Annotated in this window: 20 protein-coding genes, 1 tRNA gene and 1 pseudogene; 10 read left to right on the top strand and 12 right to left on the bottom strand. The window is 32.9% G+C overall.

From position 1 onward, the window contains the following. Positions 1 to 93 precede the first annotated feature (93 nt). A complete protein-coding gene (locus tag AC15TD_RS12340; RefSeq protein ID WP_484452456.1) occupies positions 94 to 483 on the top strand; it encodes an ankyrin repeat domain-containing protein in 390 nt (129 codons plus the stop codon). Between the two features lie 75 nt (positions 484 to 558). On the opposite strand, the pseudogene AC15TD_RS12335 reads toward AC15TD_RS12340, so the two are convergent. Continuing rightward, positions 559 to 1,333, bottom strand: a pseudogene (locus AC15TD_RS12335) (M48 family metalloprotease). A gap of 269 nt (positions 1,334 to 1,602) precedes the next feature. On the opposite strand from AC15TD_RS12335, the gene AC15TD_RS12330 reads away from it, so the two are divergent. Further along, positions 1,603 to 1,675: transfer RNA gene (locus AC15TD_RS12330), tRNA-Gly, on the top strand. 31 nt (positions 1,676 to 1,706) lie between these two features. Here the strand turns inward: AC15TD_RS12330 and pepE are convergent. After that, positions 1,707 to 2,414: a dipeptidase PepE gene (gene pepE, locus AC15TD_RS12325; RefSeq protein ID WP_484452455.1), complete on the bottom strand. Its 708-nt coding sequence runs from the start codon at positions 2,412 to 2,414 to the stop codon at positions 1,707 to 1,709. Between the two features lie 106 nt (positions 2,415 to 2,520). Between pepE and AC15TD_RS12320 the strand changes: the two genes are divergently transcribed. From AC15TD_RS12320 to AC15TD_RS12295, 6 genes are all read left to right on the top strand, one after another. Further along, on the top strand, positions 2,521 to 3,318 hold the full coding sequence (locus AC15TD_RS12320; protein ID WP_484452454.1) for a carboxypeptidase-like regulatory domain-containing protein: 798 nt from the start codon (positions 2,521 to 2,523) through the stop codon (positions 3,316 to 3,318). Between the two features lie 105 nt (positions 3,319 to 3,423). Further along, positions 3,424 to 4,227 carry a carboxypeptidase-like regulatory domain-containing protein gene (locus AC15TD_RS12315; RefSeq protein ID WP_484452453.1) on the top strand — a complete coding sequence of 268 codons (804 nt, stop codon included), beginning with the start codon at positions 3,424 to 3,426 and terminating at the stop codon, positions 4,225 to 4,227. Continuing rightward, positions 4,214 to 5,014 carry a peptidase associated/transthyretin-like domain-containing protein gene (locus AC15TD_RS12310; RefSeq protein WP_484452452.1) on the top strand — a complete coding sequence of 267 codons (801 nt, stop codon included), beginning with the start codon at positions 4,214 to 4,216 and terminating at the stop codon, positions 5,012 to 5,014. The genes AC15TD_RS12315 and AC15TD_RS12310 overlap by 14 nt, the downstream gene beginning before the upstream one ends. A gap of 73 nt (positions 5,015 to 5,087) precedes the next feature. After that, positions 5,088 to 5,591, top strand: a complete 504-nt coding sequence (locus AC15TD_RS12305; protein ID WP_484452451.1) for a DUF6702 family protein — start codon at positions 5,088 to 5,090, stop codon at positions 5,589 to 5,591. A 108-nt stretch (positions 5,592 to 5,699) separates the two neighbouring features. Further along, positions 5,700 to 7,994, top strand: a complete 2,295-nt coding sequence (locus tag AC15TD_RS12300; protein ID WP_484452450.1) for a M1 family metallopeptidase — start codon at positions 5,700 to 5,702, stop codon at positions 7,992 to 7,994. An 81-nt stretch (positions 7,995 to 8,075) separates the two neighbouring features. Then, the gene (locus AC15TD_RS12295) at positions 8,076 to 8,363 is read left to right on the top strand and encodes a Sec-independent protein translocase subunit TatA/TatB (protein ID WP_484452493.1); all 288 of its coding nucleotides are present in this window, start codon (positions 8,076 to 8,078) and stop codon (positions 8,361 to 8,363) included. Between the two features lie 3 nt (positions 8,364 to 8,366). Here the strand turns inward: AC15TD_RS12295 and AC15TD_RS12290 are convergent, their stop codons facing one another. The 8 genes from AC15TD_RS12290 to kynU all read right to left on the bottom strand — a co-directional run bounded on the left by AC15TD_RS12290 (position 8,367) and on the right by kynU (position 16,219). Continuing rightward, complete coding sequence (locus tag AC15TD_RS12290; RefSeq protein ID WP_484452449.1) at positions 8,367 to 9,008, bottom strand: O-methyltransferase; 642 nt, start codon at positions 9,006 to 9,008, stop codon at positions 8,367 to 8,369. Further along, positions 9,008 to 10,090, bottom strand: a complete 1,083-nt coding sequence (locus AC15TD_RS12285; protein ID WP_484452448.1) for an amidohydrolase family protein — start codon at positions 10,088 to 10,090, stop codon at positions 9,008 to 9,010. The genes AC15TD_RS12290 and AC15TD_RS12285 overlap by 1 nt, the downstream gene beginning before the upstream one ends. Before the next feature lie 6 nt (positions 10,091 to 10,096). After that, positions 10,097 to 10,630 carry a 3-hydroxyanthranilate 3,4-dioxygenase gene (locus AC15TD_RS12280; protein WP_484452447.1) on the bottom strand — a complete coding sequence of 178 codons (534 nt, stop codon included), beginning with the start codon at positions 10,628 to 10,630 and terminating at the stop codon, positions 10,097 to 10,099. Between the two features lie 94 nt (positions 10,631 to 10,724). Next, on the bottom strand, positions 10,725 to 11,507 hold the full coding sequence (locus AC15TD_RS12275) for an SDR family oxidoreductase (protein ID WP_484452446.1): 783 nt from the start codon (positions 11,505 to 11,507) through the stop codon (positions 10,725 to 10,727). Between the two features lie 91 nt (positions 11,508 to 11,598). Further along, positions 11,599 to 13,038, bottom strand: coding sequence for an aldehyde dehydrogenase (locus AC15TD_RS12270; protein WP_484452445.1), 1,440 nt, complete (start codon positions 13,036 to 13,038; stop codon positions 11,599 to 11,601). Between the two features lie 72 nt (positions 13,039 to 13,110). After that, entirely contained in the window at positions 13,111 to 13,521 is a 411-nt protein-coding gene (locus AC15TD_RS12265) for a RidA family protein (RefSeq protein ID WP_484452444.1), read from the bottom strand. Between the two features lie 6 nt (positions 13,522 to 13,527). Then, positions 13,528 to 14,955 (bottom strand): FAD-dependent oxidoreductase, encoded by a 1,428-nt coding sequence (locus tag AC15TD_RS12260; protein WP_484452443.1) that lies wholly within the window; start codon positions 14,953 to 14,955, stop codon positions 13,528 to 13,530. After that, positions 14,948 to 16,219 carry a kynureninase gene (kynU, locus tag AC15TD_RS12255; protein WP_484452442.1) on the bottom strand — a complete coding sequence of 424 codons (1,272 nt, stop codon included), beginning with the start codon at positions 16,217 to 16,219 and terminating at the stop codon, positions 14,948 to 14,950. The genes AC15TD_RS12260 and kynU overlap by 8 nt, the downstream gene beginning before the upstream one ends. 114 nt (positions 16,220 to 16,333) lie before the next feature. Here kynU and AC15TD_RS12250 point away from each other — a divergent pair, with 114 nt between their 5' ends. Further along, a complete protein-coding gene (locus tag AC15TD_RS12250) occupies positions 16,334 to 16,753 on the top strand; it encodes a (4Fe-4S)-binding protein (RefSeq protein WP_484452441.1) in 420 nt (139 codons plus the stop codon). A gap of 144 nt (positions 16,754 to 16,897) precedes the next feature. Here the strand turns inward: AC15TD_RS12250 and AC15TD_RS12245 are convergent, their stop codons facing one another. Beyond that, positions 16,898 to 17,566, bottom strand: a complete 669-nt coding sequence (locus tag AC15TD_RS12245) for a hypothetical protein (protein WP_484452440.1) — start codon at positions 17,564 to 17,566, stop codon at positions 16,898 to 16,900. Between the two features lie 32 nt (positions 17,567 to 17,598). On the opposite strand from AC15TD_RS12245, the gene AC15TD_RS12240 reads away from it, so the two are divergent. Then, on the top strand, positions 17,599 to 18,399 hold the full coding sequence (locus tag AC15TD_RS12240; protein WP_484452439.1) for a class I SAM-dependent methyltransferase: 801 nt from the start codon (positions 17,599 to 17,601) through the stop codon (positions 18,397 to 18,399). Here AC15TD_RS12240 and msrA read toward each other — a convergent pair. Next, complete coding sequence (msrA, locus tag AC15TD_RS12235; protein WP_484452438.1) at positions 18,396 to 19,052, bottom strand: peptide-methionine (S)-S-oxide reductase MsrA; 657 nt, start codon at positions 19,050 to 19,052, stop codon at positions 18,396 to 18,398. The two genes, AC15TD_RS12240 and msrA, sit on opposite strands and share 4 nt — an antisense overlap. Positions 19,053 to 19,116 lie beyond the last annotated feature (64 nt).

The following is a 19,116-nucleotide window of genomic DNA, read 5'->3' as shown; positions in this document are numbered from 1 at the left end:
TCGTCTTTTAATATATCAAGAAACGAATCAATAATCAAAATCAATAATCAAAATCCATAATCAAAATCCATAATCAAATTAAAATCTTTCATCATGAAAAAAACAATCATTATTTCAGCAATCGCATTATGTTTTGCAGTTTTAACAGTTAATGCTAACAAGTCTGTTGACAGTTCAATAGATAATCATACTACTGTAACTGATTTTAAAGTAAGCCCTTTTTGTGTTTCTATAGCTAAAGGAGATTTGGAGACCGTAACAAAACTCATTGAACTAGGTATGGATGTTAATGAAACATCTAATGGGATGACTCCTGCAATGTATGCCGCAAGGTACAACAGAACAGAAATTTTAAAACTTCTAATTTCTAAAGGAGCGGATTTAAAAGCGAAATCTCATCAAGAATTAACAGCGTTAAAATATGCTCAAGCTTCAAACGCTCACGAAGCGGTTAAAATCATAAAAGAAGCATTAAAAAAATAATTAGTTTATTTTATATTTATTTGAATTAGTCACTCAAATTAAAAAGGTCTTGTCATTCAAGACTTTTTTTTATGCTTATTTGTTTTTGTACTTAATGATTGCTTCTTTAATTTTCTCAATTCTATTTTCAGGATCTGGATGCGTACTTTGAAACTCAGGAACTGAATTATCCCCAGCAGCAGATTTAAGAATTTTCATAACGCCCATCATTTCTTCAGGATTATAACCAGCATTCATCATAAAAAGTACTCCTAAATCGTCACTTTCGAGTTCGTCTTCTCTGCCGTATTTCATATTAATTATACTAGCAATAGCGGCTGCACCTTGAGCAGTATTAGGATCTAGGGCAACGGCAACACCGTTTAATAAACCTTCTGTCAAGCCTTGTTTAGACATTCTGTCTGCTGAATGTCTTCCAACTACATGACCAATTTCATGACCAATAACACCAGCTAGTTGATCTTCATTTTGTAATTTAGAAAATAGGGCATAAGTAATAAATATGTGTCCGCCTGGAAGTGCAAAGGCATTTATGGTGTTTTCATCTGCTAGCAAGTGAAAGTCATATTGGTAGCCAGTTTCTATTGCTACGCTATTTTCAACTAGTTTTTGTTCTATTTGATCAAGAAATTCTTGATATCTTTCGTTTTGGTATAAAGCCCCCGTATTGTTGTTTCATTTGTGGAGCGCTTTGCAAGCCAATGGCTATTTCTTGATCTTCAGATAATGAAATGTGCTGTTCCTTACCCGTGTAAGGGTTTATTTCTGTGCTAGCGCAATATTTTATGACTGCAAAAACAGCGATAGCTGTTCCTACAAATAATTTTACCTTAAAGTATCTTCTTCTCATAAAAGTTCAAATGACAACAAATAAAAACACTAAACTTTATAATATAGTATGAATATATGAATATAGATTAAATATGATTTCTTTTAAAAATTAAATTATTTAAAATTAAAGAGATGTGAGACACCATAATTTAATACTTATGTTGTTAATTACCTGTCACATAAGTTTTATTTCAATTATAACCGTCAAATTTTAAGCTATCCTTTCTCGAAGAAGCGATGTTTTTTCCTGTAAATCAATTTTGATATAAGTATTTTTGTTTGAGAATTGCGGGAGTAGCTCAGTTGGTAGAGCGTCAGCCTTCCAAGCTGAATGTCGCCAGTTCGAACCTGGTCTCCCGCTCAAGAAGTTTCATCAATTAGATGGAACTTTCTTATTTTAAAGTATTTAGTTCAGTTTCAGGTGTTACTTCGTAAGGTGTTTTTTGATATTCAAAAATACGAGCTGGTAATTCGCCTTTTAATGTAATAGAATTACCTTTAACTAATAACCAACTACCTTCTCTCAACCCAATTACAGGTTGTGTATTATAACTATGAAATTCTTTAATACGGGTTTCTCTAGTTTCTCCCATATGTTTTAAAGTGGTATCAGGATCTAAATAATGCGGATTTAAGTTAAAAGGAACCATACCTAATGCATTGAAATTTGGAGGATATACAATAGGCATGTCATTTGTGTTTTTTATAGTGAGTCCACAAATATTACTTCCAGCACTTGTGCCTAGATAAGGAATTCCATGATTTATAGTTTCCTTTAAAACAGAAAACAAATTATGCTTGTATAGTTGATTTAATAATACAAACGTATTGCCTCCGCCAACAAAAATAGCTTCAGACTGCTCAATAGCTAATATTGGGTTTTCAAACGTATGAATTCCCATAACGATTTTATCTATCTTTAAAAAAGCATCTTTGGCTTTATTCGTATATTCATCATGCGATATACCTCCGGGTCTTGCATAAGGGATAAAAAGAATCGTGTTTATGTTTTTAAAAAACAGGTTTAACTCTTCTAAAATGTATTGTAAATAATCGCTTCCGTGAGTGGTAGACGTACTCGCAATAATCATATTTTTCATAGTTGTTTTTTTAAACAAAAATATAATTGTACAATTTAACAAAAGATTATATCAAATTAATAAATCAAATAATTTTTTAAAGATTATTTTTAAACAAAAAATAACTATGAAAAATTTTATAATCTTATTGATGCTTTTAACTGGGTTGCAAGTTCTTTCACAAGATTTGAAACCAATCGAGGTTAAAGGTAAAGTAATTGTGGAAGGTGAAGATCTTTTTGGTATAACTGTTTTTAACAAATCATCTAATAAAGGGACCGTTACAAACGAAAAAGGTGAGTTTTCTCTATTAGTTACGTTAAATGATTCAATTGAAGTAAGTGCGTTACAGTTTCAAAACATTAATTTTCAAATTAATGAAGTGATTCTGGAATCGAAAAAAATGAAAATATTTTTGATTGAGGAAATTAATAAACTCGACGAAATTTTTATAACAGGAAACAGATTGTCTAAGAGTTTAGAAGTACAAATTAAACGTACCGAAGCTTTCAATCCAAAGTTAAATAATCTATATTTCAGTATGGCCAATGACGATCAGCCATATAATGATATTGATTACAAATCGGGTGTAAGTAATAACACGATGAATTCCCAACGACAAAGAATGATTAATGGTCTCAATATTGTTAATGTCGTAGATCAATTGTTATTGCCTTTATTTAGGTCTGAAGTTAAAGATAAAAAGGAAACCGGAATTCCAGAGGTTCCTATAGAATCTATAAAATACTTTTACGGGTCTGAGTTCTTGACTGATAATTTTAATATTCCAGAACATCGCGTTGAAGAATTTATTAGGTTCGTTGAAAGTGAGAATTTCGATGTCTCTTTGCTTAATTATGGAAAAGAAATGGAATTGTTAGAAGTTATTTATAATAAAAGTTTGCGATTTCTAAACAAAAATTAAGTAGTTTACTTATGAAAGAAGTTGTTTACTTTAACAGAACTTTAAATACCAGTTTTATTTTATTTAAGATTTGATGTACGTTCTTTATATCTTTAAGATGTGCATGTGAAGAAACTTATACTTTTTTTATTGTTTACATTTTTTGTAACCACGTTTTGGGGTCAGGATGTTCAGCGTATAGAAATTAGCGGAATCATTCTTTCAGAAAACCAAGATGTTGAAGGTGTGACTGTTTTTAACACATCTTCCAATACAGGTACTATAACCAACTATAAAGGAGAATTTGTTATAAAAGCGTCATTAAATGACCGTATTGAGATTTCAGCACTTCAATTTAATGCTATGTCAGTCGTTTTTGACGAAGACGTTATAAAGACAAAATCATTAAAAATTTATTTAGTTGAACAGATTAATCAGCTAGATGCTGTTGTTTTATCCTCGGGACTTTCAGGAAATATCGCCGATGATATTAAGAATGTGAAAATCATTCCAGTTATCGAATTAGACATGGGAAATATGAATATGACCTATGAGTATAATGATGATAGAGTTTTTGATAATCAAGCAATAGGAGATGCCTACAATGCAACCGTAAATAAAGGGCAATATTATAACGGATTTAATCTGGGAGAAATATTTAAGTTGTTTATTAACCCTAAAAAAAGAACAACCAAAATAGACCAGTTTAACCAAGAGCCACAACAAAAGGTATTAGTTGATATGTATTCTCATGAATATTTAAGTAAAACATTTCATATTCCGTTTCAAAAAGTAGATGCTTTTACAGCTTTTTTAGAGGAAAAAGGCATAAAAAATGAGTTGTTAAATAAAGAGAATGAGATGCAACTTATAGAGTTTTTAATACAACAAAGAACTTTGTTTTTAAGCTTGAGAGATGTTAAAAATTAGGTTCATTGTATTTCTCTTGATCGGGTTTTATCTTCAAACCTCAAATTCTCAATCAGTTAAAATTCAGGGTAAAGTCGAAAGCAGCCTTAATGTTGAAAATATAAATGTCATCAATAAGACGGCTCAGGTTTTTACAATATCAGATGTTAATGGCGAGTTTACAATTAAAGCGAAGCTTAATGATACCTTGCAATTTTCGTCCATACAGCACAAACTAAAAACAATAATAGTTAATGAAACGATTATACGTTTAAAAGGGCTAAGCGTTAATTTGGAAGAACAGATTAATGAATTAGATGAAGTATTAGTAGGTAAAGTTTTAACAGGAAATTTACTCTTAGACATTAATACTACTGAAGGCCAACCGCCCATAAATTTTTATGATGTTGGCATCCCAGGTTATACAGGTAAAATTGCGACGCAAAGTGAAAGGAGATTAAGTGAAGCTGGAGCGTTTAAACCAAAAATGCTTTTGGGTGTTCTAAGTGGAGGATTACCATTAAATCCCATTTTAAATGGAATTTCAGGTAGAACAAAAATGTTGAAAAACAGAGTTGAGACGGAAGAAAAGGAAGCCTTGATGCAAAGCATAAAAGGACGATTAGCAAAAGATTTTTTCATGTCAAATCAGTTAGATAACAATTTAAAATCAGACTTTTTTTATTTCTGTGCCGATGATGAAAACTTTATTACCTATTGTAAAAACCAAAGCGATTTTAAAATACTCATATTTTTAAGAATGAAATATAGGCAGTATCAAGAGAATTTAAAAATCTCTGAAGATTAATCTTTTTTTGGAATGCTTTTTGAAACATTAAAACAAGTTACTTTTAAGAAATATTTTGGCACTATAATACAAGATGAAAAAAATTATAATAATACTTTTATTAGCATTCATTCCTTTATTTGCATTTACCGGATTCCATAAATACTATATAAGTATCACCCAGATAAACTATATAAAAGAAAAACAGTCTGTTCAAATTATAACACGCATATTTATAGATGATTTTGAAAAAGTTTTACGTGAACGATATGATGACAAATTAGAGTTATTGGTAAAAAACGAATCAAAAGATGTTAATGAGTATATAGAACAGTATTTAAAAAATAAGATGCGAGTTACTATTAATGAAAAAAATATGACTCTTAATTTTATAGGCAAAGAATATGATATTGATGTTGTACAATGCTACCTTGAAATTGAAAACGTTAAAAATATTAATTCTATAGAAATTTCAAATCAAATTTTGTTCGATTTATTTGATAATCAACAAAATATGATTAAAACAAAAATCAACTCTAAACAAAAAAGTTTTTTATTAAATCAAAGCAATAAAATAGCGATGTTAAATTTTAATTAAAAATCATAATTCGACTTGATAATTGATTATTTTAGAAGACTTTTTGTCTATTTATGTATAGAATTATTCATAAATAATATAAATAGATACGTTAATTTAAAATTTGCAATGAAAAAAACTATTTTTTACCTTCTATCTTTTTTTCTTATTTCAGGAGGTATACTAGCTCAAGATCAAGAAAAAACAAAACCAAAAACAGGTCATACAAATAACAATAAGTTTAAACAGTTATATGATGAGTTTTCAACACCAAACATGTTTAGGTCTGCTTCTGGTGCGCCTGGACCTGCTTATTATCAGCAACAAGCTGACTATAAAATGGATATTGAAATAGATGATGTAAATGCGAAATTATATGGCGGTGAAACCATAACATATAGCAATAATTCTCCAGACGAATTAAAATACCTTTGGGTACAGCTCGATCAAAATATGAGAGCAAATGATTCAAAAACTCCTCTTATAGAAGGAAGTGGTTATAGGTCTGCGAACTCGGCTTCAAGTTTTGTGAATTCATACATGAAAGAACCTTTTGATGGTGGCTTTAACATACTTGAAGTTAAAGACACTAAAGGGGCTAATTTAGAGCACATGATTAACAGAACCATGATGCGTATAGAATTACCTGCGCCATTAAAGACTGGGGAGCAATTTTCATTTTTTATAAAGTGGTGGTATAATATAAATGACCATGTAAAAGATGGCGGTCGTTCTGGCTATGAATATTTTCCTGAAAATGATAACAGAATCTACGTGATGGCTCAATTCTATCCAAGAATGGCTGTTTATAGTGATGTTGAAGGTTGGCAGAACTCTCAATTTTGGGGACGTGATGAATTTGCACTTACATTTGGTGATTTTGATGTTAATATAACAGTTCCAGCAGATCATATATTAGATGGTACTGGTTACCTTGTTAACAGAAAAGATGTGTTTACAAAAGATATGATGAAGCGTTATGAAAAAGCTAAAAAATCGTATGATGAACCTGTAAAAATTGTAACGCAGGCAGAAGCCGAAGTGATTGAGAAACAAAAGAGCACACAAAAAAAGACTTGGAAACTTTCAGCGCAAAACGTTCGTGATTTTGGTTTTGCAACCTCAAGAAAGTTTATTTGGGATATGATGGCTGTTAAAATTGGTGATAAAGATGTTATGGCGGTATCATTATATTCAAAAGAAGGTAATCCACTTTGGGAAGATTGGTCAACTAAAACAGTGGCTAGTACCTTAATTTCTTATTCAAGAATGACCTTTAATTATCCCTACCACAAAGCTATTTCAGTGCACGCACCTATGGGAATGGAATATCCCATGATTTGCTATAATTACGGAAGACCAAAACCTGATGGAACTTATAGTGATAGAACTAAATATGGTATGATGGGTGTTATTATACATGAAGTAGGTCATAACTTTTTTCCAATGATTATTAATAGTGATGAACGTCAGTGGACATGGATGGATGAAGGTTTAAATACCTTTGTACAGTATGTGGCAGAGCAAGATTTTGGAAAAAAATATCCAGCAGCTTTGTCTCCACAACATAAAACTTTTCCTTCAGATCGCGGTCCTGCAAGAATGATTACACGTTACATGGGCGGGAATCAAGATTTTATTGCGCCCATAATGACCAAAGGGTTAAATGTTTATGATTTTGGAAATAACGCTTATGGAAAACCTGCTACGGCTTTAAATATTTTGCGAGAAACTGTTATGGGACGTGATTTGTTTGATTATGCGTTTAGAGAATATGCCTATCGTTGGATGTTTAAACACCCAACACCTGAAGATTTCTTTAGAACGATGGAAGATGCATCGGCTTTTGATTTAGATTGGTTTTGGAGAGGATGGTTTTATACAACCGATTGGGTTGATATAGGTGTTAAAGAAGTAAAAAAATATTATGTATCGTCTAAAACAAATGAATATGGTAAAAGAATAGCAAGATATTATGGTATGAATGCAGACGACTTTGTGTATTTAGTAGAAGAAGGAAGTGAAGATTTTGAAGAAAGTATGCGTGGTAAAAGTCCAACTGAAGCTTCTTTAAGTTTAAAGGAATATATAATGGATAATTTTACACAAGAGGAACGAAAGGCTATCAAAAATCCTAAATATTTTTATAGTGTCACTTTTGATAAACCAGGGGGATTAGTAATGCCTATTATTGTTGAATATACCTATACCGACGGTACAAAAAGCAGGGAAACATATCCAGCTCAAATTTGGAGATTAAATGATAGTCAAGTTAGTAAAACAATAGCGTCAGAAAAAGAAATTGTAAGTATTGTTGTGGATCCAGATTTAGAAACAGCTGATATTGATACCTCCAATAACTCTTGGCCAAAACAAATGACACAAAGTGATTTTGATAGGTTTAAAGACAAAGTAAAAAATTAAATTTTAAACATTAACACATGAAGCTGATTATTTATAGTCGGCTTTTTTTTATTCTCATAAAACACTCACTATATTTGTATGATGATACAACAAGCTACATTCTTATTTATTAGCGGTGCGGAAATAGCGTTTATACTGTTTATTGTAGTGATGGTATTTGGTGCAGATAAGATACCGGAAATAGCTCGCGGATTGGGAAAAGGCATGAGAACCCTTAAAGATGCCACCAATGACATAAAAAGTGAGATTACAAAAAGTGCTGAAAAAAATGGTATTGATACCAGTATAACCAAAGACATCAGTGACGAATTAAAAAGGGTTAAGGACGATATTGGTGATTTTACCGGGTCGGTAAAACGAAAATTGTAGATATTATTTTTTCCTACTAATTGTTAAACCATCTCTAATAGGTAAAACAACAGTTTCTATTCTAGGATCTTCTTTTAAAAGTGTATTAAATTCTAAAACAGTTTTTGTTGATTTGTCTTTTGGGTCTAAGGGGTTAACAACCTTTCCGTGCCAAAGCACATTATCAGATAAAATAATGCCACCAGTATTTATCTTGTCTATAATTAATTTAAAATATTTTACGTAATTAGGTTTATCGGCATCAATAAAAACTAAATCAAACGTTTTGTCAAGTGTTGGAATAATGTCTAACGCATTGCCTAAATGTTGAATAATTTGAGAACCATATAAAGATTTATCGAAATATTTGCGTTGAAAATCTAATAATTCTTCCTTAATATCAATGGTGTGAATTTCGCCTTCTTTTTGTAGGCCTTCGGCCAAACAGAGTGTAGCATATCCTGTAAAGGTTCCTAATTCTAAGATAGTTTTAGGCTGCTTCAATTTAGAAATCATACTTAACACCCGACCTTGGTAAGGCCCGCTAAGCATAATAGGCTGCAAAATCTTTTGGTAAGTTTCGCGCGTTAATTGTTGTAATAATTCTGGTTCCTCTTCAGAATGATTTACGATATAGTCGTCTAAAGCTTCAGGTAAAAAATGCACTAGGAAAGAATTCTTTTAATTAATTTTTGTTTTGCGTTTTCATCTTCACCACACAACCATTGAATCACATTGTTTTCCCAAATAGCATCCCGTTCTGTTTCAGTAATAATTTTTTGTTCCATGGCAAGATCTAATATTTTTCCTGGATAAGATGATTGTTTGATACTCTCCATTTCACCTAGTGGATAGGGATCATCTAATCCCATAATAACTTGTTTAGCACCTTGGTTTTTAATTAATAATTCTAATGAACCAGTGTCATGAACCAAAGTATCAAAAAAGATATTTTTATGCCCAACCGCTTTTCTTGGGTGATGCTTTCCTTCAAACAAATCGGGTCTTCCGTCAAACCCTTGAATACGTCTTCCTAAATTAATTTGAGCTAATTGTCCGCCATGAGCAAAACAGGTACGCATATTAGGGTACCTTTCTTGGTAGCCGTTTAAAGTTAAAAAGTGATAAGCGTCGGCACACTGTGCCAGCATCCAAATCAAATGAAAACGCCAAGAGGTGTTTTCAAGTTTTATGAATTTTTCGCCATCATAAGGATGAATCTCTACGGCCAGATTGTATTTATTAGCAAGCTCAAAAATGGGTTCATTTTCTTCATCAAAAATACAACGCCAGGTACCAATGGTATCCATGAAATGGGTAGGCAAACATAATAATTGCATCCCATGGGTTTCTACACAACGTTCTATTTCCCAACAAGCACTTCTTACAAAACCAGGATGTACTACAAAACCGCAGGTAAACTTACTTGGGTTGTTATGCTGAATTTGTGCATTAAAATCATTTTGAAAACGCAAAGCTTGCTTCATTTCCTCGACACGTAAACCATTACCATATAGCTGAGATAAGTTTAAAACAACCGCATGATCTATCTTAAAACGTTCCATCCATTCTAATTTTTCATGTAAAAAGAAACTAGAGTCTGTTACAGGGCGACTCCAATCTTTTTGAAGCATGAATTTTCGATCTTTATCCACCCAAAAAATTCCTTTTTCTTTCATGAAATCTGGAATTTCCTCTGGATAAGGTAATAAATGCGAATGGCCGTTAATACGAAGTTTAGGTGTCATAAAAATTTAATCAATTTTTACTTTTCTCGGGGGATCCATGATTTCTCCGCAATTCGGGCAGGTTCGTTTGTCTAAATCACCGTAGTATCTATCAAAAATCTTGGGCATATCGGTTTCAATATTTTTTATGGTAAAATCTTCTTCATATAATTTGGTAACACAATGTTCACAAAACCAAAGTAGTGCATCGCGCATACCTTCAGGACGTTTGTATTCAATTACTAATCCAACTGTATTCGCACCACGCTGTGGCGAATGTGGTACTTTTGGTGGCAATAAATAAATATCACCTTCATTTATATGTACATCTTTAGGAGTGCCATTATCAATTATTTTTAAAACAATATCACCTTCTACTTGATAGAAAAATTCAGGTGTTTCATTATAGTGATAATCCTTTCTGCTATTGGGACCACCAACAACCATAACAATAAATTCACCATCTTTCCAAACTACTTTATTGCCTACTGGCGGTTTTAGTAGATGTCTATTTTCCTCAATCCAAGCTTTAAAATTTAAAGGCGAAACTAATTTACTCATAGGTTGCTATTTTTAAGGCGTGCCCCTTTGGGTCAGGCTTTCCGCGCTACACGGTAGCTTGCTTCAATCCTTCACGCATGATTTTGATATAAAGTTACAAACTTTTTGTTCGTCCACCATCAACAGGGAGGTTAATTCCATTAATATATCCGGCGGCTTCACTTGCCAAAAACATAATGGCATTGGCTGTTTCTTCTGGTTTGGCAAACCGTTTTGCAGGACAATAATTTTTCATAATCTCAGTCATCTCTTCAATAGAGGTTTCTGCACCATTAGCCTTAATTTTAATAATTTCATTGAGTCGATCGGTTTCAGTAAATCCCGGTAAAATATTATTTACGGTAATACCAAAAGGACCTAATTCTATAGATAGGGTTTTACTCCAGTTTCCAACGGCACCTCTTATTGTATTACTAACACCTAAACCAGGAATGGGTTCTTTAACAGATGTTGAAATAATATTCACAATTCTACCAAAACCTTCTTTTTTCATAAACGGAATGACCGCTTGTGCTAATACATGATTGCATTTTAAGTGTTGTGTAAAGGCATTATCAAACTCTTCTAAACTGGCGTTTAAAATGTCTCCACTTCTTGGCCCGCCTGTATTATTTACTAGTATATGAAAGCCATGATCTTTTTCAATACATTTTATGACTTGTTCTTGCAGGTCTCTAGGTTTTGAAAAATCGGCTACGATATAACTATGGTTTTTGCTATCAGGTAATTCAGTTAATAACTGCTTTAATTTTTCTCTATTTCTGGCAACTAAGGTGACTTTAGCGCCTTCATTGGCCAAAGCAATAGCCGTTGCTTTTCCAATGCCTGCTGTGCTTCCGCAAACTAAAGCGTTTTTATTTTTTAAGTTTAAATTCATTTTATTTTATATAATAGATAATTCATGTTAGATTAGAGAAGCAAGACTTAAAATTTTGTCTTTTTCTAAATTCGTTAATCTTGATTGTTTTTTAATATTTTAAACATACATTTTTCGCTTCAGTAAAAAACCGCAAAGCCTCAAAGCCTCCTTCTCTGCCAACACCTGATGCTTTTATGCCACCAAACGGTGTTCTTAAATCACGAAGCATCCATGTATTTACCCAAACAATTCCAGCTTGTACTTGGTTACTTATACGCATGGTTCGTTTTAAATCGTTGGTCCAAAGCGTAGCAGATAAGCCATATTTTACTTTGTTGGCCATTTGAAGTACTTCATCTTCAGTATTAAAAGGCATAATGGTGACTACTGGACCAAAAATTTCCTCTTGATTTATTATGCATTCATCAGTAGTAATTTCAATGACTGTAGGTTCTAAATAATAACCATTTTCGAAACCTTCGACTTTAACTTGGTTTCCACCACATAAAATGGTTGCGTTTTCTTTTTTAGCAATCTCGATATACTGCATCACTTTTTCTAAATGAGATTTTGAAACTAAAGCGCCAATATTGGTATCATTTTCAGATGGATGCCCTACTTTAAGTTGTTTAACTTTAGTTATAAAATCATTTTTAAATGTGACATACAAAGATGACTCAACAAAAATGCGACTGCCACATAAACAAATCTGACCTTGATTAGAAAAAGAAGAACGTATGGTAGTCTCCAACATATCTTCATAATCGCAATCTGCAAAAATGATGTTTGGGTTTTTCCCACCAAGCTCTAACGATAATTTTTTAAACATAGGTGCTGCTACTTTTGCAATGTGTGCACCTGTTACTGTTCCTCCTGTAAACGAAATTGCTTTAATATCAGGATGTTCAATTATGGCTTGACCAGTTGTTGTTCCTAATCCGTGCACTATATTTAAAACACCTTTCGGTAGGCCTGCTTGATTGCAAATATCACCTAAGAGGAAAGCGGTCATGGGTGTTATTTCACTAGGTTTTGCAACGACACAATTTCCTGCGACTATCGCGGGTGCAATTTTCCAAGTAAATAAATAAAGCGGTAAATTCCATGGTGAAATACAGCCAACGACTCCAATTGGTTGACGTAAGGTATAATTTATGGCTTGCAGACCAATACTTTCGTGACTTTCACTTGAGAACTGTGTAATGGCATTTCCGAAAAAACGAAAGTTACTGGCGGCTCTTGGAATGTCAATAGCTTTTGCTAGGCTAATGGGTTTGCCATTATCTTTACTTTCTGCTTCTGCAAATCGTTGTAAGTTAGCTTCTAACAATTCTGAAATCCTAATTAAGATTCTACTGCGTTCTTCTAAAGTAGTTTGCGACCAACTTGGAAACGCTGATTGGGCCGCGATATAAGCATTTTCTACATCTTCTTTCGAAGAATTTGGAAGTTGACTGTAGATTTCTCCATTGGCAGGACAAAAGTTATCTAACCAATCATTCGATTCTGGATCGTGAAAGTTTCCGTTGATGTAGTTTTTTATATTCATTTCATTTCCAGATAAAAGATGTTCGAGAAAAGAATAAAGATTATAAATCTCATCTCTAAGTTCTTATTTTTTTTAATCTCTTTTCTTATAAGCCATTACCTTGATTTCTATCACCAAATCTGGATGGGGTAATTGGTGTACGGCTACCGTTGTGCGTGATGGCCCGGTTTCAGCATTAAAAAATTCGGCATAGGCTTTATTATATCCTGCAAAATCATTCATGTTTACTAAAAAGGAGGTTACGTCAACGACATCTTTTAAGCTAGCGCCTTCTTTAGCCAAATTCTTTTCTATATTTAATAGTACTTCGCGAGTTTGAACTTCAACATTTAAGCGTTTGGTTCCCATATCATCAATAATATCAACGCCAGCAATGGAGTTGTCCACACGACGAGAACTGGTTCCAGATACAAAAATAAAATCACCAACACGTTTGGTATGTGGATAAGCTCCTCTAGGTGTTACCGTTTTTTTATCGCTCATAGTTTCTTATTTTAATCCAGCAATTCTGTCATCCTCAAGAATAGCTTCGGTTTCAGTTTTTACTTTGTCTAAGATAGTTTTTAATTCTTTTTCTGTGATATCAGTCGTAGTCAAAATATCACCATCAGCTAACATATTTAAAATAGCTTTGTCTTGTGCTCGTCCTTTAAGCATAGCTTCTCTATAACCAATATGCTCATTAAACGTCACAAGAGAATATTTTGATGAATATTCTCTTGGAAAATTCTTTTCTAAAGCCATTTCTAAATCACGTTTTTTTCTAAACAAGTCATTGTTAACATGTTCTTTCATTTCATGAAAGTTATCGATAGCTAGATCTGCAATGGCATCGGTATCTTTTTTTCGGGTTTGTTCATAGGATTTAAATATGGCTTCCCAATCACTTTTTGAACTTGGTTTTTTATGTTGATCTAAAACAGCATCAAATTCAACAATGTCTTCAAAAGACGCATTCATGCCCTGACCGTAAAACGGAACAATAGCATGAGCAGAATCTCCCATAAGTAAGGTGTTTCCTTTAAAATGCCATGGCGAGCATTTTACAGTGCCAAGTGGTGACGTTGGATTTTTAAAAAAGTCATCAACTAAGTTTGGCATTAACTCAAGGGCATCTGGAAATTCTTTTTTGAAGAATTCAGTGACCATCTCAGGATTAGTTAAATTGTCGAAATTGTATTCACCTTCATTATAACTTAAAAACAAAGTGACAGTAAAACTGCCATCTAAATTTGGTAATGCAATAACCATGAAATCACCTCTTGGCCAAATATGTAAGGCATTTTTATATGTTTTATAGTCACCATCTTTTGTTGGATAAATCGATAGTTCTTTATAACCATGCGTTAAATAATCTTGAGAAAAACTGAATAAAAACTTTTTAGCTAAATAGTAACTTTTTCTTAAAATAGATCCAGCACCATCAGTGGCAATAATGACATCGGCATCCTCTACAAAATCTTTTTTTGAGTGATAGTCATAAAAAAGAGCGGTTGTATTTTCAAAATCAATAGATTTACATTTTCGGTTAAAGAATATGTTTACATTTTCATGTGTCTCGGCCTCATCTAATAGTAAGGCGTTTAGGTCGCCTCGAGAAATAGAATTGATATATTCGTAATCTCTTCCGCTATAATTAGATAAAAACGTATTCCCTTTTGTGTCATGAATCATTCGTCCATTCATTGGGATACAAAGTGCTTTAGCTTTTTCTTCCATGCCAACTAATCGCATGGCTTTAATGCCTCTGTCAGAAAATGCTAGATTTATGGATCGACCTGCACTAATTTCAACTTGACGCAAATCGGGACGTTTTTCCATAACGGTTACATTGTAGCCTCGCTGTCCTAAACGCAAGGCCAGTAGGGACCCACAAAGTCCTGCGCCAATAATGAGTATGTTTTGTTGTCTATCCATTTAAAATGATTTTTAAGCGTTCCACCAAATGATGTACGTCTTGAAATGAATTGTAAAAAGGTGTAGGGGCACAACGAATCACATCAGGCTCACGCCAATCACTAATCACACCAGCTTGAGTTAATTTTTGATGCAGTGATTTGTTTGCATTTTTTACTTGAATAGATAGTTGGCAACCACGTTCCTTTGGATTTTCGGGAGTAATAATTTTGATATTTTTATTATTAAGTTCGTTAATTAAAAACTCAAAATAACCTGTTAGCTTTTTAGATTTTTCAGTTAGTTTTTTAATGCCAACTTCATTAAACATATCTAAAGATGCCTTAATGGCAGCCATAGACAAAACAGGAGGATTACTAAGTTGCCAACCTTCGGCACCTGGAAGTTGGTCAAATTCATCACGCATTCTAAAGCGGGTTTCTTTATTATGACTCCACCAACCGGTAAACCTATTCAAATCTTTTTTATAAGCATGTCGCTCATGTACAAAGCATCCTGCTAAACTACCTGGACCGGAATTTAGATATTTATAAGTACACCAAACTGCAAAATCGGCTCCAGAATCATGTAAGTTGAGTTCAACGTTACCAGCACCATGAGCGCAGTCAAAACCAACCATGCAGCCATGTTTATGACCTAATTCAGTGATGCGCTTTAAATCAAAAAACTGACCAGTGTAATAATTGACACCTCCAATCATAATTAAGGCAATTTCTTCACCTTGAGTTTCTACAATAGTTTCTAAATCTTCAAACCTGGCTAGTTCTTCACTTTTTCTTGCTTTCCAAAGAATTACCCCTTCTTTATCATTGTATCCGTGATGCCTTAGTTGGGATTCAACAGCATATTTATCAGAAGGAAATGCATCGGCTTCAATAAGAATTTTATATCGTTTTGCTTTTGGTTTGTAAAATGAAACCATCATGAAATGTAAATTTGCTGTTAAGGTATTCATTACAACTACTTCTATGGGTTTGGCACCAACAATATGAGCCATGTTTTCTGTTAAATATTCATGATATTTTAACCATGGGTTTTTAGCATCTGTATGTCCTTCTACACCTAAGTTCGCCCAATCTTCAAGTTCTTGGTTGATATATTCTTTTGTCCTTTTTGGTTGTAGTCCGAGGGAGTTTCCTGTCATATAAATCAAATCATTACCTGTTTGGTCTTTTGGAATATAAAATTGATTTCTATAAGATGATATGGTGTCATTTTGGTCTTGATTCTTAGCGAATTCCAGACCTAATTGATAGTTTGACAAAGTGAATTGTTTTAGCGTTTCTCAAAAATAGGAATTCTAAAGTTAGAAAGAAAGCCAAAAAATATTAGTTATGGTAGTATTCACTTTTTTGTATATTTATTTAAAAATATTAGTATGAGTAACGTAAAAGAATATACAAATGATGAGGTAACTATTGTTTGGGAATCCCATAAATGCATACATTCAGCTATTTGTGTTAAGGGTTTACCACATGTTTTTCAACCCAAAGACAAACCTTGGATAAAGATTGATGCAGCTAAAACGGATGCTTTGGTTAATCAAGTAAAGGCATGTCCTTCCGGAGCTTTAAGTTTTTATATGAATGATGAAAAAGATAAATCTTTTGGTGTTTTAGAAACCAAAGTAGAGGTTATGGAAAACGGACCCTTATTGATTTATGGTACCTTAAATATTTCTCATAAAGATGGAACTAAAGAGACTAAAAATAAAACAACGGCATTTTGTAGGTGTGGATTATCCACTAATAAGCCCTATTGTGATGGAACGCATGTAAAAGAAGCTTTTAAAGGATAGTTTTTAATGAAATTAAATAAAATGCTTCAGTTATTTAACGGAGGTTTTTTTAGATTTAGATGCAAAGGACGAAAAATTTATGCCTTAGATACAACTTACAGATTAATTTAAGATGTTTAAATTCTTGTTAATTTTTTATAACAATTAGTTGAATTTAATTTGAATATTAGAAAAATAAAGCTTCCAGTTTCCTTCAGGTTTTTTGTGTTCTTTTGCGATTTTTAATCCATTAAAATCTTCATAATTCTCCCATGACGTGATTATTGAAGGGTCTTTAGAATTTCCCTTTCTATAAATCCATTCTTTGACTAAAAAATCATTACCATAATAAAAATCATAGGCATCACCTGGTGTATAGCCACCATCCCTAGGGTAGGTCAGCGTTATTTTGTTTAACTGCTGTTTGCTTATTGGGGCTTCTTCAAGGCTAGGTTCGGAAATGTTTGTGCCTTTGTCCCAAACCAATTGAAACGGAGCTAGTAACCAAAATTTATCGTTAATAAAGCCTTTGTCTGCATTTAATGAGAGGCTATCAACAGATTTTCGGTTGTATAAAATGGTGTCTTTTCCAGAGATTAATGTCACGTCACTAGTTTTTAGTTTCCAATTCCATGAGCGTTCAAAATGGGTGCTATCTCTGTCTACATTAAAAGTGAAGTCTATTTCAGATACATATTTCCAGTGTTTAAATCCATTCGCATTGGCTATTTTTTCAGCAACACTTAGAGGTGTTTGGGTGGCATCGGATTTTTTATTTTCTTTACATGAAACAGCGATGAATACGATAGCTAATGCGTAAATGAAATTTTTCATAATTTAGGTTTTTGTAAAGATATAATTTGAACATGAATTCTAATAAAAATTATTTTAAAATCAATAAAGCAACTTGGAACCAAAAGGTCAAAGTACATGCCAAGAGTGAGATGTATGATTTGGAAGCTTTCAAAAAAGGGAAATCATCATTAATGAATTACGAGCTTGAGGCCTTAGGAGCCGTTATGGGAAAATCGTTATTGCATTTGCAATGCCATTTTGGACAAGACACCTTAAGTTGGAGCAGGATGGGAGCGACGTGTACAGCTGTTGATATTAGTGATGAAGGAATTAATTTGGCACAGGAATTAAATAAAGAATTGAAACTTGATGCACAATTTTTTTGTTGCAATGTATTAGAAACTTCAAAGTATGTGAAAGATACGTTCGATATTGTTTTTACAAGTTATGGTGTTATTGGTTGGTTGCCTGATTTGAAACCTTGGGGGCAAATGATTTCTGAACGTTTAAAAAAAGGAGGCACATTTTTTATTGCTGAATTTCATCCCATTGTTTGGATGTTTGATTATTTAGAAGAACGACCCATTATGAAATTTGGTTATATGCAAGATGAGGTGATTTATCAAGAATATGAAGGAACCTATGCTAGTCAAGAATCAAAAATGATAAGTAAGGAGTATGGTTGGAATCATGGATTGGGTGAACTCGTATCTGCTTTAACTGAGGCAGGATTACATATTGAATATTTAAAAGAATTTAATGAAAGTCCTTATAACGTATTACCAGATTTAGTAAAAACAAAATCAGGTATGTACACTACAAAAAATCAATTATACCCTCTAATATTTACATTAAAAGCGACCAAGTTTTAATGGTTTTCTTTAAGTAATTCGGGGAACTTAGATTTAAATCTATTTAACCTAGGTATTGAAACTCCTTGTACATATCGATTTTCTGGATGTAACTTTTCATAGTTTTGATGGTACTCTTCTGCTTTCCAAAATTTTTGAAACGGATAAATTTCAGCAGCAATGTCTGCATTAAGTTTTTTAGATAAGGCAACTTTTTTTGATTCTATAATCTGTTTTTGTTCGTCGTTTTGATAAAATATAATAGAACGATACTGTGAGCCTCGATCTGGTCCTTGACCATTGACTTGAAGTGGATTTTGTGAACCAAAATAGACATCAATAAGCGTAGAGAAACTTATGATTTCTGGATCGTAAATTATTTCAACTGCTTCGGCATGCCCAGTTCTGCCCGTATTACTTGCTTCGTAAGTCGGGTTTTTGGTGTGTCCTCCAGAGTAGCCATTTATTACTTCATCAACACCTTTTATGCTTTCGTAAATAGCTTCAACGCACCAAAAGCAGCCACTTGCAAAATAAGCTCTGGCTTTACCGTCTTTCAAAGAAACTTCAACGGGTTTAGCATTAATAACGGCTTCTTGATCTTTGTTTGTTTGGGCCGAATTTTGACAACTAAATAAAAGGGTAATTATAAATAGAGAAACTAATTTTTTCATGATATACAATTTTTTAATAATAGACGAGCAAAATAATGAATCCTTAAGTTAATTAATGTGAAAG

The organism is Yeosuana sp. (genome assembly GCF_057126245.1).
Note: the sequence above shows the minus strand (reverse complement) of the source record. Positions and strands in the feature narration are given on the sequence as shown.

Excerpts from the sequence above, each read along its gene's own strand:
- AC15TD_RS12340 (WP_484452456.1), top strand. The coding sequence starts at position 94 with ATGAAAAAAACAATCATTATTTCAGCAATCGCATTATGTTTTGCAGTT.
- pepE (WP_484452455.1), bottom strand. The coding sequence starts at position 2,414 with ATGAAAAATATGATTATTGCGAGTACGTCTACCACTCACGGAAGCGAT.
- AC15TD_RS12320 (WP_484452454.1), top strand. The coding sequence starts at position 2,521 with ATGAAAAATTTTATAATCTTATTGATGCTTTTAACTGGGTTGCAAGTT.
- AC15TD_RS12310 (WP_484452452.1), top strand. The coding sequence starts at position 4,214 with ATGTTAAAAATTAGGTTCATTGTATTTCTCTTGATCGGGTTTTATCTT.
- AC15TD_RS12305 (WP_484452451.1), top strand. The coding sequence starts at position 5,088 with ATGAAAAAAATTATAATAATACTTTTATTAGCATTCATTCCTTTATTT.
- AC15TD_RS12300 (WP_484452450.1), top strand. The coding sequence starts at position 5,700 with ATGAAAAAAACTATTTTTTACCTTCTATCTTTTTTTCTTATTTCAGGA.
- AC15TD_RS12295 (WP_484452493.1), top strand. The coding sequence starts at position 8,076 with ATGATACAACAAGCTACATTCTTATTTATTAGCGGTGCGGAAATAGCG.
- AC15TD_RS12285 (WP_484452448.1), bottom strand. The coding sequence starts at position 10,090 with ATGACACCTAAACTTCGTATTAACGGCCATTCGCATTTATTACCTTAT.
- AC15TD_RS12280 (WP_484452447.1), bottom strand. The coding sequence starts at position 10,630 with ATGAGTAAATTAGTTTCGCCTTTAAATTTTAAAGCTTGGATTGAGGAA.
- AC15TD_RS12275 (WP_484452446.1), bottom strand. The coding sequence starts at position 11,507 with ATGAATTTAAACTTAAAAAATAAAAACGCTTTAGTTTGCGGAAGCACA.
- AC15TD_RS12270 (WP_484452445.1), bottom strand. The coding sequence starts at position 13,038 with ATGAATATAAAAAACTACATCAACGGAAACTTTCACGATCCAGAATCG.
- AC15TD_RS12265 (WP_484452444.1), bottom strand. The coding sequence starts at position 13,521 with ATGAGCGATAAAAAAACGGTAACACCTAGAGGAGCTTATCCACATACC.
- AC15TD_RS12260 (WP_484452443.1), bottom strand. The coding sequence starts at position 14,955 with ATGGATAGACAACAAAACATACTCATTATTGGCGCAGGACTTTGTGGG.
- AC15TD_RS12250 (WP_484452441.1), top strand. The coding sequence starts at position 16,334 with ATGAGTAACGTAAAAGAATATACAAATGATGAGGTAACTATTGTTTGG.
- AC15TD_RS12245 (WP_484452440.1), bottom strand. The coding sequence starts at position 17,566 with ATGAAAAATTTCATTTACGCATTAGCTATCGTATTCATCGCTGTTTCA.
- AC15TD_RS12240 (WP_484452439.1), top strand. The coding sequence starts at position 17,599 with ATGAATTCTAATAAAAATTATTTTAAAATCAATAAAGCAACTTGGAAC.
- msrA (WP_484452438.1), bottom strand. The coding sequence starts at position 19,052 with ATGAAAAAATTAGTTTCTCTATTTATAATTACCCTTTTATTTAGTTGT.